This window comes from Candidatus Paceibacter sp., assembly GCA_013360865.1.
In the GTDB taxonomy this organism is placed as follows: Bacteria; Patescibacteriota; Minisyncoccia; order UBA9983; family UBA9983; genus SURF-57.
Genome location: JABWAS010000002.1, coordinates 1 through 17517, shown reverse-complemented (window position 1 = coordinate 17517; position 17517 = coordinate 1). Strand labels below are relative to the sequence as shown.

The 17517-nt window shown below is 48.4% G+C and carries 14 protein-coding genes and 1 tRNA gene; 14 read left to right on the top strand and 1 reads right to left on the bottom strand.

Going from position 1 to position 17517, the window contains the following annotated elements:
* Positions 1-272 precede the first annotated feature (272 nt).
* From HUT38_00335 to HUT38_00285, 11 genes are all read left to right on the top strand, one after another.
* A complete protein-coding gene (locus HUT38_00335; protein ID NUQ56936.1) occupies positions 273-3896 on the top strand; it encodes a hypothetical protein in 3624 nt (1207 codons plus the stop codon).
* Between the two features lie 154 nt (positions 3897-4050).
* Complete coding sequence (locus HUT38_00330) at positions 4051-4302, top strand: type II toxin-antitoxin system HicB family antitoxin (GenBank protein NUQ56935.1); 252 nt, start codon at positions 4051-4053, stop codon at positions 4300-4302.
* Positions 4303-4305: 3 nt separating this feature from the next.
* A complete protein-coding gene (locus HUT38_00325) occupies positions 4306-4533 on the top strand; it encodes a type II toxin-antitoxin system HicA family toxin (protein NUQ56934.1) in 228 nt (75 codons plus the stop codon).
* A gap of 108 nt (positions 4534-4641) precedes the next feature.
* Positions 4642-6534 (top strand): elongation factor 4, encoded by a 1893-nt coding sequence (gene lepA / locus HUT38_00320; GenBank protein NUQ56933.1) that lies wholly within the window; start codon positions 4642-4644, stop codon positions 6532-6534.
* Positions 6535-6670: 136 nt separating this feature from the next.
* Positions 6671-7057, top strand: a complete 387-nt coding sequence (locus HUT38_00315) for a hypothetical protein (protein NUQ56932.1) — start codon at positions 6671-6673, stop codon at positions 7055-7057.
* Positions 7058-7195: 138 nt separating this feature from the next.
* A tRNA-Gly gene (locus HUT38_00310) sits at positions 7196-7266 on the top strand.
* Positions 7267-7272: 6 nt separating this feature from the next.
* Positions 7273-8160 carry a UDP-N-acetylmuramate dehydrogenase gene (gene murB / locus HUT38_00305; protein ID NUQ56931.1) on the top strand — a complete coding sequence of 296 codons (888 nt, stop codon included), beginning with the start codon at positions 7273-7275 and terminating at the stop codon, positions 8158-8160.
* Between the two features lie 9 nt (positions 8161-8169).
* Positions 8170-8391: a hypothetical protein gene (locus tag HUT38_00300; protein NUQ56930.1), complete on the top strand. Its 222-nt coding sequence runs from the start codon at positions 8170-8172 to the stop codon at positions 8389-8391.
* A 20-nt stretch (positions 8392-8411) separates the two neighbouring features.
* Positions 8412-9593 (top strand): hypothetical protein, encoded by a 1182-nt coding sequence (locus HUT38_00295; protein NUQ56929.1) that lies wholly within the window; start codon positions 8412-8414, stop codon positions 9591-9593.
* Between the two features lie 28 nt (positions 9594-9621).
* Positions 9622-11571, top strand: coding sequence for a type IV secretion system DNA-binding domain-containing protein (locus HUT38_00290; protein NUQ56928.1), 1950 nt, complete (start codon positions 9622-9624; stop codon positions 11569-11571).
* Between the two features lie 4 nt (positions 11572-11575).
* Positions 11576-13036, top strand: coding sequence for a lamin tail domain-containing protein (locus HUT38_00285; GenBank protein ID NUQ56927.1), 1461 nt, complete (start codon positions 11576-11578; stop codon positions 13034-13036).
* Here HUT38_00285 and HUT38_00280 read toward each other — a convergent pair.
* Positions 12968-14095 carry a glycosyltransferase family 4 protein gene (locus tag HUT38_00280; protein NUQ56926.1) on the bottom strand — a complete coding sequence of 376 codons (1128 nt, stop codon included), beginning with the start codon at positions 14093-14095 and terminating at the stop codon, positions 12968-12970. The genes HUT38_00285 and HUT38_00280 overlap by 69 nt on opposite strands.
* Positions 14096-14141: 46 nt before the next feature.
* Between HUT38_00280 and HUT38_00275 the strand changes: the two genes are divergently transcribed.
* The 3 genes from HUT38_00275 to HUT38_00265 all read left to right on the top strand — a co-directional run.
* Complete coding sequence (locus HUT38_00275) at positions 14142-15317, top strand: glycosyltransferase family 4 protein (protein ID NUQ56925.1); 1176 nt, start codon at positions 14142-14144, stop codon at positions 15315-15317.
* On the top strand, positions 15308-16486 hold the full coding sequence (locus tag HUT38_00270) for a glycosyltransferase family 4 protein (protein NUQ56924.1): 1179 nt from the start codon (positions 15308-15310) through the stop codon (positions 16484-16486). Before HUT38_00275 ends, HUT38_00270 begins: the two co-directional genes overlap by 10 nt.
* Positions 16483-17517: glycosyltransferase (locus HUT38_00265; GenBank protein NUQ56923.1), on the top strand; the 1035-nt coding region annotated here is incomplete at its 3' end. The genes HUT38_00270 and HUT38_00265, both read left to right, overlap by 4 nt.

Genomic DNA, 17517 nt, shown 5'->3' with positions numbered 1-17517 from the left:
GCTGTTGGGATTATTTTGGTTGTTTTTTCTTTCTTTTTAATCATCGGCAGAGGAGAGGTTTTGGCCTACGGTGAAATGTTCGCGGGGGGGGGGTAAATGCAAATAAAGAACAAGTTTCCGGATATTTCGCCGCCGCCGCCATTTCCGTTAAAGAACAATTTTCCAAAATCCAAAACGGCTACGCCGAAATTAAAATTAAAGAAAAAGAAACTCCGGATCAAAGCGCCGGAAAGAAAAACAATATCCGCGATAATTCTTTCGGCGGCAATGTTTTGGTTTCGGCGGCGAGCTTTTTCTTCCAAGGTTTTACCGACTCCGTTGTTTCCATTTTTAAATTCAAAGAAAAACAAAAATCATCAGATGATGAAGCGCGAAATCAAAAAGACGCGCCGGAAAATTTGCCTAAAGACAAAATCGCCGCTTCTCCCGCTTTGGCCCAACAGGCAAGCCCAGCCTCAAAACCGGTTTCTTCGTTATCATCGCCAAAAAATTCCGTGGCGGTAGCGGCAACCACAACAATAAAGAACAATCAAAAGCCTGCTTTAACTTCGGCGGAGAATAACGAAGGCCAATACAGGCAAGACATCGCCCGCCTCAACGCCAACTCCGCCTTTTTCGCCGGAGAGATAGTAAAACTCAACAATCAACTTTCGGAAATTCAAAACGGCAACGGCCAGGCAAAATCCGTGGAAGGTTTGGCCTTGCTCACCAACGCCAAAATATCGGATTTGGAAACGAGGTTGAGCAATCAGATTTCCAATCTCGCCGCCCAGACCTCCCGACAGTTCACCGGCGCTTATCAGACCATATCTCTCTCAAACAAAATAGACAACCTCTCCGGAATTACTATATCCAACGCCACTGTTTCCGGCGTCAGCGGCCTGACCGACGCCGACATTCCGGACGGCGTCACCGCTTCCAATTATCTGCCTTTAGCGGGAGGAAATCTGACGGGCAATCTGGGCATGGGGACGTCGTCGCCGTACGCGGCGCTTTCTGTTGTCGGCGAGATTGTTTCTTCCTTTTTCCACGCCACTTCCACCACCGCCACTTCCACTTTCTCCGGCCGCCTTCTCGCTACGAAAGCCCCGACTCTTCCTCACACCTTCTCCGTCTGGGATACCGGCACTGCCAACTCCAGCTTCCTTGACGCTCCGCTTGTCATCAATCCCGCTTCCGCCGTTGCCGACTCCAACCTCTTTGGCATCGCTGTTAACAACAATGTCAAATTTTTGGTTGACGCCGAAGGAGATGTTTTCGTGAGAAACCTCACGGCCACCGGCACCGTCAACCAGTCCAACACCACCATATCCACCCTAAGCGTTGAAAACGCCGCCACCCTGGGCGACGCCATCGGCGACACGGTAACCTTCAACGCCGGCGCGCTGGTATTCAACAACAAAGCCACCACCACTATTGCCGGCAGCGCCATCAACGCCTGGAGCATAGCCGGTAGCGCTTCTTCCATCCCTTACTTAAACATTTCTACCGTAAACGGCGGCCTCGTCGGCATCGGCACCACTTCTCCTTACGCCAAATTGTCGGTAGTGGGTCCCGTCGTCGCCGAATACTTCCACGCCACCTCCACAACCGCCACTTCTACTTTCGCGGGAGGGGTGTCTATTACTGGCACGGGAACAGGGCTTAACTTCGGTTCTAACACTCTCTTCTATCAAAACAACCAAAGATTTCTCACTTCATCAACTACATCAGCGGGCAACTTGACGATAGGGTATCAAACTCCGACAAGCATTGACGCGAGCGGAGGTCTTTACAACACGGGAGTGGGTTATCAGGCGCTGGGGAATGCCACCTCCACTTCTTACAACACCGCTTTGGGTTACCAGGCTCTCAAAGGAAGCGCTACGATTTCAAATACGGGAAGAAATACTGCCGTAGGATATTTGGCTCTCACAGGGAATACCACTGGTGTCAGCAACACTGTCCTCGGTTCTTATTCTATGAGAAATAATACTACAGGAAACTATAATGTAGCCTTAGGTCAACAAACCTTAGAACAAAACTCAACGGGGGAAAATAATGTCGCTATTGGGTATCAGACTATGCAATTAAATACCACAGGCTACTCCAACACCGCCAATGGTTATCGTTCCCTCTACTCCAACACTGAAGGTTATGACAACACCGCTAATGGTTATCAATCCCTCTACAACAACACTACAGGTAGAACCAACACTGCCAATGGTATGAATTCTCTCTACTCCAACACCACAGGGAACTATAATGTTGGTGTTGGAGATCGGTCTTTTTTCTCTAACACCACAGGCGCAGGCAATATTGGTCTCGGCTATTATTCAGGCTACGGAGATGGTTCAACAGTAGACCAACGCTCCGTCATTGACAACTACGCCACTTTTATCGGCTATCAAGCGTCAAGAAGCGAAGCTGTCGCAAGCACTTCCGCCCTTACGAACATCACGGCAATAGGCAAGAATGCCCGAGTGGGCGCTAGTAATAGTATTGTCTTGGGAGGCACAGGCTCTGACGCGGTGAATGTGGTCATCGGCACCACCTCTCCTTGGGCAAAACTATCCATCCTGAACACCTATGGATCTCAAACTCCTCTTTTTGATATTGCCTCCTCCACCTCTGCCGCTTATGCCACCAGCTCACTATTTAGAGTCAACGCAAATGGAAATGTTGGTATCGGCACCACTTCGCCGATGAGCTTCTTGTCCGTTTCCGGCAACGCCACCATTTGGAACGGCGCGACGCAAAGCGATCTCAAGGTTTACAACGGCGCCATTTGCGCCGATAACAACGGCTCCGCCAAATGCCAGGCGGCGCTCACCGCCGGCACGGTTTACGGCGATTCTTCCACCTTTACCGCTTCCGACGTGGCGGAAAATTATCCGGTCGCCGACTCTTCCATTGAGGCGGGCGACATCGTCGCCGTGGCGTCGTCTATTTCCGGCGCGAATAAAGAAAGAAAAGACGCTGACAAAAACAAACTGGAAGGAATGTACAAAGACGAAGCGGAGGCGATGAAAGGCATGCTCGCCGGTTCGGTGGTCAAGGCTGCCAAAGGCAATGCCGCCGCGGCTATAGGCATTATTTCCACCAAGCCGGGCGTTCTTCTGGGCGACATCACCGGCCTTAATTTGGAATCCGCCTTCAAGCCGGTGGCGCTTTCCGGAAGGGTTCCGCTGAAGGTAAACGCGGAAAACGGCGCCATAGAGCCGGGCGACAGGGTTACCGTTTCTTCTGCGGCGGGCGTGGGCATGAAGGCAAACGACGGAGACGTTTCGGTGGCCGTGGCCCTGGAGCCGTTTGACGGAAACGCTTCCACCACCGGCAAGATAATGGCTTTCGTAAAATTCGGCCAGGCTAAACTTGACCCTCAAATTCAGAAGCTGGCGAAAGGGGAGGCGGGTTTGTTTGACGGCTGGACGATAGACGGCCAAACGGGCGGGATAAAATCAAACTACATTCTTGATATGGGCGGCAAAAACATTGAGAATGTCCGCGCCATCATCGGCTCTGCCAATTGGAGCATAGACGAAAACGGTCTGCTCATAACCAAAGAAATAAGGACGGAAAAGTTGTGCGTCGGCGGCGTGTGCGTGACGGAGGAACAGTTCAAAAAAGTCTTCAATTCGCCAGAAGCGACATCGGATGTCGCTTCTTCGGCGTCATCATCAAGCTCAAGTTCCGCGGTATCGTCTTCATCAAGCCAAAGTTCAAATTATAACCAGAGTTCATCCGAGAGTTCCGCCGGTTCCTCGTCCAGTTCCGAGTCATTAAGCTCCTCATCGGCGGCGGAGTCATTATCGTCGGAAGCGGCTATCTCGTCATCCTCATTACCGGAAGCGTCATCGGCGGCAAGCTCCGAATCCAGTTCAGTGGAGGCGGGTTCGGAGTCAGTCATCCAATAATTTTAAAATGCAAAATGCAAAACGACAAAGAAAAATTTAAAAAATAATTTAAGAAAGTTTTTTCCATTTTAAATTGTCATTTTTATTTTTGATATTTGCGTTTTGATTTAGATTCTTGCCTCTCTTGCCAAATATTGCTAAGATTAGTTTGGTTATGAAAAACGCGAATAAAAAAACATTGTCTTACACGGTTTTTTACCAAACCGACCCGGAGGGCGGCTATGTGGCTTTCGCGCCATTTCTGCCTGGCTGCCACTCGCAAGGAGACACTTTGGAAGAAGCCGAAATGAACATCAAGGAAGCGATTGAATTGTATCTGGAAAGTTTGGCCGAACACGGAGAAAATTTCCCCATAGAAGAAAAAACCTTTTCGGGCGAAGTTAAAGTTCTGGCAAGGAGCCTTTAAAATATGAAATATCTCCCCGCTCTTAATTCCAAAAAAGTCGTTAAGGCTTTAAAGAAAGCGGGGTTTGTTGAAGACCGCCAAAAAGGCAGTCATTTAATCTTGGTTCACCCCGAAAGAAAGGTAAGAACGGTTGTGCCCGTTCATTTTGGTAAAACAATCAAAAAGCCTTTGTTAAAAGCAATCATTGAAGACGCGAAGATGTCAAAGGAAGAATTTCTTGAATTACTATAATAGCTGGAATTTGCGCGGATTTTTGCTAAGCTGGAGCTGACCCCATTAGATGTTTCTTGCTTGTTTAATCCAAGTAAGAAGCGTTTCTATTGGGAGCAAATAATTACCATGCAAGAATCACCACAGACATCTAACGGGGCAAATGTCGGACGAATCAGAAACTTTTCCATTATCGCCCACATTGACCACGGCAAGTCCACGCTGGCTGACCGGCTTTTGGAGGTGACCAATACCATAGAAAAAAGGAAAATGCAGGAGCAAGTTCTGGACAGCATGGAGCTGGAACGGGAAAGGGGAATAACTATAAAAATGCAACCGGTCCGGATGAATTACGAATTACGAATTAAGAATAACGAATCAAAAAACCTTGATTCTAAATTCATGATTCATAATTCTTCAGATTCAAAATTTATTTTGAATCTGATAGATACTCCCGGCCATATTGACTTCAATTACGAAGTTTCGCGGGCGCTGAAGGCGGTGGAAGGCGCCGTTTTGCTCGTGGACGCCACGCAGGGCGTGCAGGCGCAGACCATCACCAACGTGGAGATGGCCAAATCGCTTGGCCTTAAAATTATTCCCGTTTTGAACAAAATAGATTTGCCCACGGCCAGAATTGAGGAATCAAAAAAAGAAATCGTTGAATTTTTGGGCTGTGAGGAAAGCGAAATACTGCAAATCTCCGGCAAAACCGGACTGGGCGTTGACGCTTTGTTGGAGGAAATAGTCAAACGGGTGCCTCCGCCGAAATACGAATTTAAAGACAGTCCGCGGGCGCTGGTTTTTGATTTTGAGTACTCGGAGCACCAGGGGATAATAGTGTACGTGCGGGTGACGGACGGGACGATAAAAAAGGGCGACGAACTTTTGTTTTCCCAGGCCGGGGAAAGGTTCGTCGCCTCCGAAGTGGGCACTTTTTCGCCGCAGAGAAAAGCGGCCAAAGAGCTGTCCGCCGGAGAGATAGGCTATATCATCACCAACATCAAAAAAGCCAGCGTCGGCGCGGTGGGAGATTCCATCGTTTCCGCCGCCAATCCTCTGCCGCCTTTGGCCGGATACATGCAGCCGAAGCCGGTGGTGTGGGCCAGCGTTTACCCCGAATCGCAGGACGAGCTGGATAATTTAAGGCAGGCGCTGGAGAGGCTGAAGCTGACCGACAGCTCCATCTCTTTTGAAGAAGAATCCAGCGGGGCGCTGGGGCGGGGCTTTCGCTGCGGATTTCTGGGTATGCTGCACATGGAAATAATAGCGGAAAGGCTGAAACGGGAATTTAATCTTAAATTGATAGTGGCCGTCCCGACCACCACTTACCGGATATTGTTTACCGACGGCAAAGAAAAAGACATTTACTCGCCAGTGTTTTTTCCGGAGGAACATCTTATCGTTAAGCTTTACGAGCCGTGGGTGGAGATGCAGATAATGGTGCCGCCCGACAAAATCGGCCCGCTGATGCAAATTCTCCATGAACACGAGGCGGAAGTGGGAGAGATGGAACAGTTCGGCCAAAGAAGAACGGTGGTAGGGGTGAAGATGTCGCTTAGAGAACTGATGAGAAATTTTTTTGACGAGCTTAAAAGCGCCACCGCCGGCTACGGTTCGTTAAGTTATAAAATAACCGGGTTGCGGGAGGTACCCAAAGGGAGTATCGTGAAGCTGGACATCTGGATAGCCGAGGAAATCGTGCCGGCCTTTTCCCGAATCGTCAGCCGTAACAAAGTGCAGAAGGACGCCGAAGACGCGGTGGAAAAATTAAGAGAGCTGATTCCGCGCGCGTTGTTTACGATAAAAATACAGGCCAAGGCGCTGGGCAGAATACTGGCGGCGCGCTCCATCGCCCCGTTGAAGAAAGACGTCACCGGCTATCTGTACGGCGGCGACAGGACGAGAAAAATGAAATTGTGGCAGAAACAGAAACGAGGCAAGGAAAAGCTGAAGAAGCTGGGCCGAGGCAGCGTGGACATCCCGCAGGATGTGTTTATAAAGATGATGCAGGGGAAATAAGACTACGCGAACATCGGCAGAATAAGAGAAACTACCATGCCCAAGGCCGCGATAATGCTGATAATCATCCAGATTATTCGATGCCTTCTTTTTTGGCTGTGAGTTTTGTTGAACATAACATTATCTTAATTCAACGATGCGCGAATATCAAGAAAAGAAAAAAATCAAAAAACGGATTTACTCCAACTGGGCTTTCGCGCTGCTGGCGGCGCTGTTTGTTTTTCTTGTCTACTCCACGGTAAAAATTTACCTGAAGGGCAGGGCGGTGGGAGAAAACGCGGCGCGGGTCCGGGGCAATCTTTCCTCTTTGGAACAAGAAAAAGAAGAACTGGAGCGTGAAATCGCGCGGCTGCAAAACGCGGACGGCGCGGAAGAAGAATTGCGGAAAAAATTCAACATCGGAAAACGGGACGAAAAACTGGTGGTAATCCTGGATAAAAAAGAGGAAAATGTTAAAATATCCGGCGGAGAAGATGTGGGTTTTTTTGGGAAAATATGGCGGAGCGTAAAAAGCTGGTTTTGACGAACAGCGGAATTAGTTTAGTGGCACCCGCCCGCCACGCAAGCCAAGCAAGTTGTCTTGCTGGCGTTGCGGGCGGGGAACGCTTGCCCCATACAATAAGAATTGTACGGGGTGAATTTCCCAAGCAGACAAAATAACGCGGATATAGTTTAGTGGCAGAATGGTTGCTTCCCAAGCAACAGATCGGGGTTCGATTCCCCGTATCCGCAAAATTTATGTTGGAAATAAAACAAAACGAATCGTTGTCCAAGCACTGCACCTTCAGAATCGGCGGACCGGCCGGATATTTTGCCGTCGCCAAAAGCAGTGAAGAAATTCTAGAAGCGGTAAAATTGGCCGAGGACAAGAAGCTGCCTTTTTTTATTCTGGGCGGCGGCAGCAATATACTTTTCAACGACAAAGGCTTTGGCGGCGTGATTATCAAAGTAAACATCGGCGGAATAAGTCTTGATGGGGAAAGGGTCGTTGCCGGAGCCGGCGTTCTGCTTAGCCAAGTTATGAACTTTTCCGCCGACAACGGCTTGAGCGGGCTGGAGTGGTCGGTGGGAATTCCCGGCACCATCGGCGGGGCCGTCAACGGAAACGCCGGAGCTTACGGCCGTTCCGTTTCGGAAGCGGTGGAAAGCGTGGAGGTGTTGTCCGAGGAAAAACCCGGCGAATGGAATGTGAAAAATTATTCCAAAGAAGAGTGCCGCTTCAAATATCGCCGGAGCAAATTCAAACATATAGGCAACAGGGAAATAATCACGAAAGTCGTTTTGAAGTTTGATAAATCGGACAAGGAAAAGACCAGGCAGGAAATAAAAAATATCCTTATGGCCAGAACGGGCAAGGTGCCGCCGCGCCCCTCGGCCGGTTGCGTGTTCAAGAACATCAAGAAAGAGAACGGCGATTTGGTGGCCTCCATCGGCAAGCTGGTGGACCAGTGCGGTATCAAGGGCACCAGAGTCGGCGGGGCGGAAATTCCGGTACAGCACGGCAACTACATCGTCAACATGGGTGGCGCCACATCCGGTGACGTGAAGGAACTGATAAGGCTATGCAAAGGAAAAGTGAAAGAAAAATTCGGTTATGAACTGGAAGAAGAAATAATTGTGATGTAGAATACTGCAATGATGAAGCATTGGGTAATATCAATTTTGTCCGCCGCCATAATCTTCACGAGCCTTATCGGCCCGACGGCGGAAATAAAGACCTGGACGATTGTCGTGATGGGACTCACAATCTGTTTTGTTTCGCTGAGGGAAATAGCGCGGAGAAAAATTAGCAAAAAAATTTCAGAAAATATTTACGCGGAAAACAAAACTTCGGGAACGGAGATAATCCAAAATTAAATTAAACATAAAAAATAAAAATGCCTTTTGGAAACGCCGGAAGAATGGTTTTGAGGGAATTTAAGATTTTTTTTATTCTTGCGGCCGCCGTCGGCGTTTTTTCTTTTTCCGGCCATAAATTTTTCTGGCCGGAAGGTCCCGGCCATTATGAATACCTGGCTTATTCCGGAGAGTCCGTCACCCAGGATCTGGAAAAGGAGGTTAAAAAGCCGCTTCATGTAAAAACGCCGGAGGCCGTAAAAGGAATTTATATGACCAGCTGGATCGCCTCCAGAAAAGATTTAAGAGAAGGACTGATTAAACTGATTGAGGAAACGGAGCTGAACACAGTGGTCATAGACGTCAAAGATTACACCGGCAAAATAGCCTTTGAGGTATCCGATCCGTATCTGCAAAAAATAGGAGCGGCGGAAAAAAGAATAACAGATGTCAAAGAGCTGATAGACCGCCTTCACGGCAAAAATATTTACGCCGTCGCCAGGATCGCCGCCTTCCAGGACCCGTATATGGTCGGTTTGCGGCCCGATTTAGCCGTCAAAAAAAACGACGGTAAAACCGTCTGGAAAGACTACAAAGGCGCCGTCTGGCTTGACCCGTGCTCGCGCGAAGCGTGGAAGTACGTGGCCGCCATCGGCCGGGAAGCGGAAGCCGCCGGATTTGACGAACTTAATTTTGATTACATAAGATTTCCTTCCGACGGCAATATGAAGGACATCAAATACAATCTTTGCAACCCCAGTATCGCTAAATCTGATTTGCTGGAAGAATTTTTCATTTATTTGGATGAGGAACTGGCCGATGTTAATATTCCGAAGTCAGCGGATTTGTTCGGGATGGTCACCGTCAACACCGACGACCTCAACATTGGACAGGTTTTGGAAAAAGCCGAACCGTATTTTGACTACATTATGCCGATGGTTTACCCGTCCCATTACCCGAAGGGGTACAACGGCTACCAGAACCCGGCCGCCCATCCTTACGAGATTATAAAACTGGGAATGAGCAGAGCCGCCGAAAGATTGGTTGCCGCTTCTTCCACGCCAAGCAAATTAAGGCCGTGGCTGCAGGACTTTAACCTGGGGGCGACCTACGACGCGGCTATGATTCGCAAACAAAAGCAGGCCGTCTATGACTCAGGCCTGGATTCCTGGGTCCTATGGAGCCCGTCTAATAAATACACCACTGGCGCGTTGGATAAATAATATTTTTCGGTTATAATTAAGCCAATTTATGGCTGAAACCGTTAACAACAACATAACCTATTTCGGCGAGACGAACTTCCGCAACGAGCGCAAGAAATTCGGCATTAAGCGCAGGGACAGATCGCGCCATATGTACATCATCGGCAAGACCGGCGTGGGGAAAACGACCTTGCTGGAAAACATGGCCATCCAGGACATCGTGGCGGGAGAAGGCGTGGGTATTGTTGACCCGCACGGAGATTTCGCCGAAAAAATGCTCAAATTCATCCCGAAGGAGCGCGTGGAAGACGTTTTGTATTTCGCCCCGCACGACCTGGACTGGCCCATCGCTTTTAACGTGATGGAAAACGTTGACCCGACACAGCGGCACCTGGTGGCCAACGGTTTGCTCGGCGTGTTTAAAAAAATCTGGCCGGACGTCTGGTCGCCCAGAATGGAATATATTTTAAACAACTGTATCCTGGCCTTGCTGGAATATCCGGACTCCACGCTCCTAGGCATTAACCGGATGCTCTCGGATAAAAAATACAGAGACGAAGTCATTTCCAAAATAACCGACCCGGTCGTCAAAGCTTTTTGGATTGACGAGTTTTCAAAATATTCGGAGAGGTTTATGACGGAAGCGGGCGCCGCCATTCAGAACAAAGTCGGTCAGTTCATCTCCAACCCGATAATCAGAAACATCGTCGGCCAGCCCAAATCTTCGTTTGACTTGAGGGAAATAATGGACCAGAAGAAAATACTTCTGATGAATTTGTCCAAGGGCCGTATCGGCGAAGAAAACTCCAGGCTTATCGGCGCCATGCTGATTACCAAAATTTATCTGGCGGCGATGAGCCGCGTGGACGTGCCGGAGAAAGACAGGCAGGACTTCAATCTCTTCGTGGACGAGTTCCAGAACTTCGCCAACGAATCCTTCAAAGATATTTTGTCGGAAGCCAGGAAATACCGCCTTAACCTCATTTTGGCCCATCAATACATAGCGCAGATGGACGACAGCGTCAGAGACGCCGTCGTCGGCAACGTGGGAACTCTGATAACTTTCCGCGTCGGCGCTTACGACGCCGAAGTGCTGGAAAAAGAATTCGCGCCGGAGTTTGACGTGCAGGACATAGTCAGCCTCGGCTTTGGCAGCATTTATCTGAAGCTGATGATAGACGGAATGGCCTCAAGGCCGTTTTCCGCCGCGACTTTGCCGCCCATCCAGGTCAAAGTCGAACCGCGCGAAGAAGAAATAATTGAATCCTCCAGGGCCAAATACGCCTCCTCGCGCCAGGAAGTGGAGGAAAAGATAGCCGAGTGGCACGCCCAGCTGGCCGAAGAGTTGAAGGCGGAAAAAACTGCCCCGCAGGTGCGGCGTTCCATACCTCATCCGTCCGCCGGACGGGAAGCCAAACCTCAGGTTTACGAAGCGCACTGCTCCGTTTGCGGCAAAAAAACGTATGTCCCTTTCCAACCGGATGGCAAGCGGGCGATTTATTGCAAAACCCACCGACCCGCGCCGCAGTCGCAGCAGGCTCCGCGGGCAAAAGAAAGGTTTCCGGCTTTCGGCGGCGGAGGCGAAATAAGGACGCTCGGCTCCGGATTTAAAAAAAGACAGGATGTTGAAGCGGCTATGTCGCTAAACGATCTGGAAAAGAGGAAAAAAGCCGAGCCGAAACTGGACGAGTTGAAAAAAATAATTGACGAGGCCATAGGCGATAAAAAAGAAGACGAGCCGGAAGAAAAAGACCCCGGAATTTCTCTCGCTGGTTTGGGAGGCGGCGGTAGCAGCCACCAGGACGATTACGAAGAAGGATATTACGAGGAAGACAACGAAGAGGTTGCCGGACCGTCAGAGGAACGCGCGGACGAAGAACATGGAAAGAAAAACGAGGCGGCGGTCAATATCGGGACAAAAGGAAACAACGAGTCGGAAAATAAAGGAAAAAACGGGGAAAAAATTTTAAAGCCCGGCGATAAAATTAAATTCGGCTAGTCCAATGAAAAAGTCATCTTTCTCTTTTGTAACGCTTATTCTAATGGCGGTTTTGTTAGCGGCGCCTTGTTTCGCGAAAGCGGCGGTTGTGATAAACGAGGTTGCCTGGATGGGGACGGCCGTTTCCGCGAACAACGAGTGGCTGGAGTTGTACAACAACGGCAACTCCGAAGTTGATTTAAACGGTTGGACACTGAAAGCGGCCGACGGCTCGCCGGAAATTGATTTTTCCAGCGCGGCTGTTAAGACTATTCCCGCTAGTGGATTTTATTTGCTGGAAAGAACAGACGACTCGTCGGTTCCGGAAGTAAAGGCGGATGCCATCTACACCGGCGCCCTTTCCAACGATGGTGAAGTTTTGATTTTAAAAGACAAAGAAGGGACGGAAGTTGACCGCGTTGACGCCGGAAGCAAGTGGCCGGCGGGCGACAACGCCGCCAAATTAACTATGCAGAAAGCGGACGGCGGCTGGATTACGGCCGCCGCCACTCCAAAAGCTGCCAACGCTTCCGGCGGCCAGTCCTCGGTTCAAGCTTCTTCGGCGGCCTCAGGAGTGGCTCAAGCCTCAAGTTTTTTTTCCGGCCAGACAAGCCAATCCGGTTCAGTCGCTGTAGCCTGGCCGGTTGAACCGCGAATTTACGCCAACGCCGGCGGGAATAAAAGCGGAGTCGCCGGCGCCGGAGTGTTGTTTGAAGGCGCGGCGCTGGGGTTTAAGGAAGAACCTTTGGAAAACGCCAGGTATTTATGGAACTTCGGCGACGGCTCTTTCGCCGAAGGAAAAAACGTAAGACATTTTTACAAATATCCCGGGGAATACATAGCCGTGCTGGACGTCGCTTCCGGCCAGTATTCCGCTTCCGACAGGGTAAACGTAAAAATCGTTCCGAGTAAACTTGAGATAATTGAAGCCGGCGGTGAATTTATAAAATTTAAAAACGGTTCTGACGCGGAAGTGGACGTTTCCGGCTGGTTTGTAAAATCAGGGCAAAATATTTTTACATTTCCGGCCAATTCTTTTATTGGCGCCGGAGCAACCCTGACTTTATCTTCCGACGTTTCAAAAATAAAAATTGGCGCCGGACAAACGGCGGAGCTGTTATACCCTAGCGGTTCGATCGCATTTTCTTTCTCGCTTCGCGAAACACCCTCGCAATCTCAATCTAATCTTCATGCTATTCCGCAGGGCGTGCCTATATCGACATCGAACGTCAATATAAGTTCAATTTCTCCGGCGAAAAATATTTCATCAGTAAATTTTGTCAACAAAAACCAAAAGCCGGCAACGGTTGTCGGCTTTGGAGCATCAACATCGCCGCCAGAAAATCAAGCCGCTAACATTATTTACGCCGCCGGAGAAAGAGGAAATCCGGGTTCCGGCTGGAAGAAATGGCTTTATTTAAGCCTTGGACTGGGGATTTTCGGCGGAGGAGGACTGTTTCTTGTACGCCGCGACGGTGGCGCTTAGCATTTTCTCCAACGAAAATTCTTTGGTTATCTTTTCGTGAAGATTTTTGGCCAGATTTTCGCGCAGGGTTTTGTCTTCAACCAATTTTTTTATGGCGCGGGCCAGCGCTTCCGGATCAGCCGGCGGGACGAGTAGGCCGTTTTTGTCGTCCTCTATTATTTCCAGAATACCGCCGATGTTTGAGGCTACGACCGGCAAACCGGCCAAGCCCGCTTCCAAAATCACATAAGGCAAACCTTCTTTTATGGACGGCAGAACAAAGATGTCGAAGTTTTTGAGATAACGCGCGGCGTTTGGAATGTTGCTGATTATATTTAATTTAATTCCGGGAACAATTTTAGCCGCCTCCGTCAGATAGGCGTGGCCTTTGTTTTTAGCCGCTTCGCCGATGGTGCCGACGACGAATTCTTTTTCCGTTCTTTCTTCAAAATTATAGTCTTCCGGTTTAACTCCGTTGTGAATGACAAAAAGTTTTTTTCCCGGCGCGATTTTATTTTTTAGCGCTTCGTTGTAATCGTTTCGGGAAACGCAGATTATTTTGTCGTAGAACAGGCAAGTAATTTTACTGGCAAATTTGATGAGTCGTATTTGCCAATCTGGTCGGTCTTCCAAAAAAGCCCAGCCGTGAACGGTAAAAACAGCCAATGGTTTTGAAGGCGAAGAGGCGGGCAAGTTCGTTTTGGAATCATTCCCGTTATGTCCTTGATGGAAAAATGAACTTGCCCGCCTCAAAGCGGAGTAAACAACGACCGCCAGCCCCGCCACGCCGCCGGCTTTGGAGCTGGAAACGTGGACAATGTCCGGTTTCTCTCTGAATAGGATTTTAATAATTTCAAAAAAGGCTAGAAATTCCTTCAAAATATTTACATTACGCTGGAAGTTTTTAATTTCAAAATATGGCAAACCTTCCGCCTTTATTTTATCGGCCATCGGGCCGCTTCCGCCGCCAGCCACCGCCGCTTGAAATTTATCTTTGGGCAGATTTACGGCTATGTCATGCACGTATTTTTGCGCGCCGCCCCATACGGATTTGGTGATAATAAACAGGACTTTTTTCATTGATTTTTGGGTTATTTTGGTGTATCATTGACAATATAGCATATTTATGGATTTTTATAAAGACAGCCCTAAATTGGGCAAAAAACGGGCACTGATTTTTTCTATGGCTTATGTTCCGTTTGTGGGCGGGGCGGAATTGGCGGTTAAAGAAATTACGGACAGAATAGAAGATTTTGGCTGGGACTTAGTCACGCTCCGTTTTGATAAAAACCGACCAAAATTTGAAAAAATAGGCAATGTGAATGTTTACAGAATCGGCGGCGGAAAATTATTGTTTCCGTTTCTGGCTTTCTGTAAAGGGTTAAGACTGAACAGGAAAAACAAACACGACGTCGTTTGGTCTATTATGGCCAACCGCGCCGGATTTGCCGCTCTCTTTTTTAAATTTTTTAATCCCAAAGTTAAATTTTTGCTGACATTGCAGGAGGGGGATAATTTGGATTATCCGGAAAAAAGAATGGGGATTTTAAAATTTATCCTTAATCCGTTTTTCAGGGGTATTTTCAAGCGCGCCGATCATGTCCAGGCGATAAGCAATTTTTTGGCCGACTGGGCGAAGGAGATTGGGATAAAAACGGATAAAATTGAAGTGGTGCCGAATGGAGTAAGCTTGGAGAAACATCAAGGACCGACCTTGATGCCGGCATCAAGGTCGGTCCTTGATGTAGAGAGTAAAAAAATTATAATTACTACCTCCAGGCTAGTGCATAAAAACGGAGTGGACATTCTCATTAAAGCGGCGGCAAGGTTAAAAGCCTTAATTCCTGATTCTTCATTCGTAATTCAAATCCTTGGCGCGGGGCCGGAGGAAAAAAAGTTGAAAGATTTGGCGAAGGAATTAGGGGTTGAAGATATTGTAAAATTTTTAGGTCATGTGGATCCGGAAAAAATTCCGGAATATTTAAACCAAGCCGATATGTTCGTACGAGCTTCCAGGACGGAAGGCTTGGGCAGCTCTTTTTTGGAGGCGATGGGGGCCGGGTTGCCTGTTATTGGTACGCCGGCAGGTGGCATCGTTGATTTTTTAAAGGATGGAGAAACAGGGTTATTGGCGGCGATTGACAACCCGGACGATTTGGCCGATAAAATAAAAACGCTTTTGGAAAACAAGGAACTGGCCGCTAAAATAGCGGAGAACGGCAGGCGGCTGGTCGTGGAAAAGTATCCTTGGGAAAGCGTCGCCGCGAGAATGAAGGATATATTTTTGAAATTATGGAAGTAAAAAAGAAAATATTGATTTGTAGTGGGATATTTCCGCCCGAGATCGGCGGCCCGGCCACGTACGCCAAGCTGCTGCTGGAAGAATTGCCTAAGTCTGGATGGGAAGTAAAGATTGTCACTTACGGGGACTCAAAACTAAAAAATAAAAAATCGGAAAAGAATGAAGGTGTTCATATTGTCGGCAAAGAGCAGAATCTCGTATTTAGATATCTGAAATATTTTTTTGCTGTTTACAGGCTTGCCAAATGGGCAGATGTCGTCTACGCGCAGGGGCCGGTCAGCGAAGGTTTGCCGACGATGCTGGCCTGCCTGTTGCGGGGTAAAAAATATATTTTGAAGGTCGTGGGCGATTACGCCTGGGAGCAATCCTGCCAAAGATTCGGAGTCAATGATCCGCTGGATGAATTCGTGGTAAAAAAATATTCCTTCCGCGTGAGTCTGCTGAAAAAAATTCAGTCCATGGCGGCCAAAAGAGCGAAGGAGGTGATAGTTCCGAGCAAGTATTTAAAAGGTATAGTGATGAAGTGGGGGGTGAAAGAAAAAAAGATAACAGTGGTCTACAACTCATTTGAGTTTCCGGAACGTCAGGCAAGCAAAGGCAAGCTGAGGAAAAAAATGGATATGTCCGGAATAGTCGTCGTCTCCGCCGGGCGGCTGGTGCCGTGGAAGGGTTTCAAAGAGCTTGTCGGCGTCGTGCCGGAGGTTGCCAAAAAAATTCCCGACATCCGGCTTGTAATAATCGGAGATGGTCCGGAGAAACAAAAAATCGAGGAGCAGATAAAAAAACTCGGATTGGAAAATCGGGTTGTTTTGACCGGCAGGGTAGAACGGAAATTGCTGCTGGATTACCTTGAAGCAGGGGATTTGTTTGTTTTAAACACGGGCTACGAGGGATTTTCTCATCTGCTGATGGAGGCGATGGCTATGGAGATACCTGTTCTTACCACTGACGCCGGCGGGAACGTCGAACTGGTTGAGAACGGGGAAAACGGAGCGCTTATTGCGGTCGGGGACAATGAAGCGCTAAAGGAAAACATGATAAGGCTTTGCGGCGACAGCGCTGCCCGGTGGCAGCTGGCGCAAAACGCCAAAATGAAAATAAAAGAATTTACCAGGGAAAGAATGCTGGAAGAAACGGAGCGCGTTTTAAACGCGATGATTTCAAAATGAAAATATTAAATTTAAGCCTGGATAATTCCGTTTTGGACCCGGAATCAAAAACGGCGAAAAGAATCGCCGAATACGGCAATTTGGTTGACGGTTATTTTGTCGTCGCGCCAGGTAAAGACAAAAAAGAGGCAAAGATTTCGGAAAAAGTTTTTGTTTATGGCGCCGGAGAGCGAAGCCGGGTTTTTAAATTGGCAAACGTCTGTCGCGCGGCAAGAAAATTGCTGAAGGAAGAAAAAATTGACGTGATTACCGTCCAGGATCAGTATTATCTGGCTTTGCTTGGATTATTTCTGGCGCGGAAGTTCAAAACGGGGTTGGAGTTGCAAATACACGGGTTTGAAAAATACTCCGGCTTGAGAAAAATGATTGCCGGATTTGTAATACCGAGAGCCGACGCCGTCAGGTGCGTGAGTCAAAGGCTAAAAAGACAACTGATAAGCGAGTTTGGAGTAGGGGAGGAAAAAATAACGGTGGCGCCGATAAATGTAAATCTCAGATCTCAAACCTTGCCTACCGGCAGGCAGGTCTCAAATATAAAATCTGTTGAAATCAAAACGGAAAATGACAAATTTATATTTCTGACGGTGGGCAGATTAGTGCCAGTAAAGAATATCGGTTTGCAAATCGGCGCGATGGCGGAAGTGGTGAAAAAATATCCGAACGCGGAATTGTGGATTGTCGGCGACGGACCCGAAAGAGCAAGTTGCGAATGGCAAATAGCGAATGGTAAATTGGAAAATAATATAAAATTGTTTGGCTGGCAAAAAAATCCGGAAGAGTTTTATAATCAGGCCGACGCTTTTTTGCTCACCTCCAATTACGAGGGCTGGGGGATGGCGGTAGTGGAAGCGGCCAGTTTCGGTTTGCCGATTATAATGACCGATGTCGGCTGTGCCGGAGAATTTATAGAAAACGAAAAAAGCGGATTGGTTGTTCCTGTCGGCGGCAAAATCGAACTGGAGGAAGCCATGGCCAGATTGATGGAAGACGGTGTTTTAAGAAAAAAGCTGTCCGAGGGGGCTTTGTTAGCC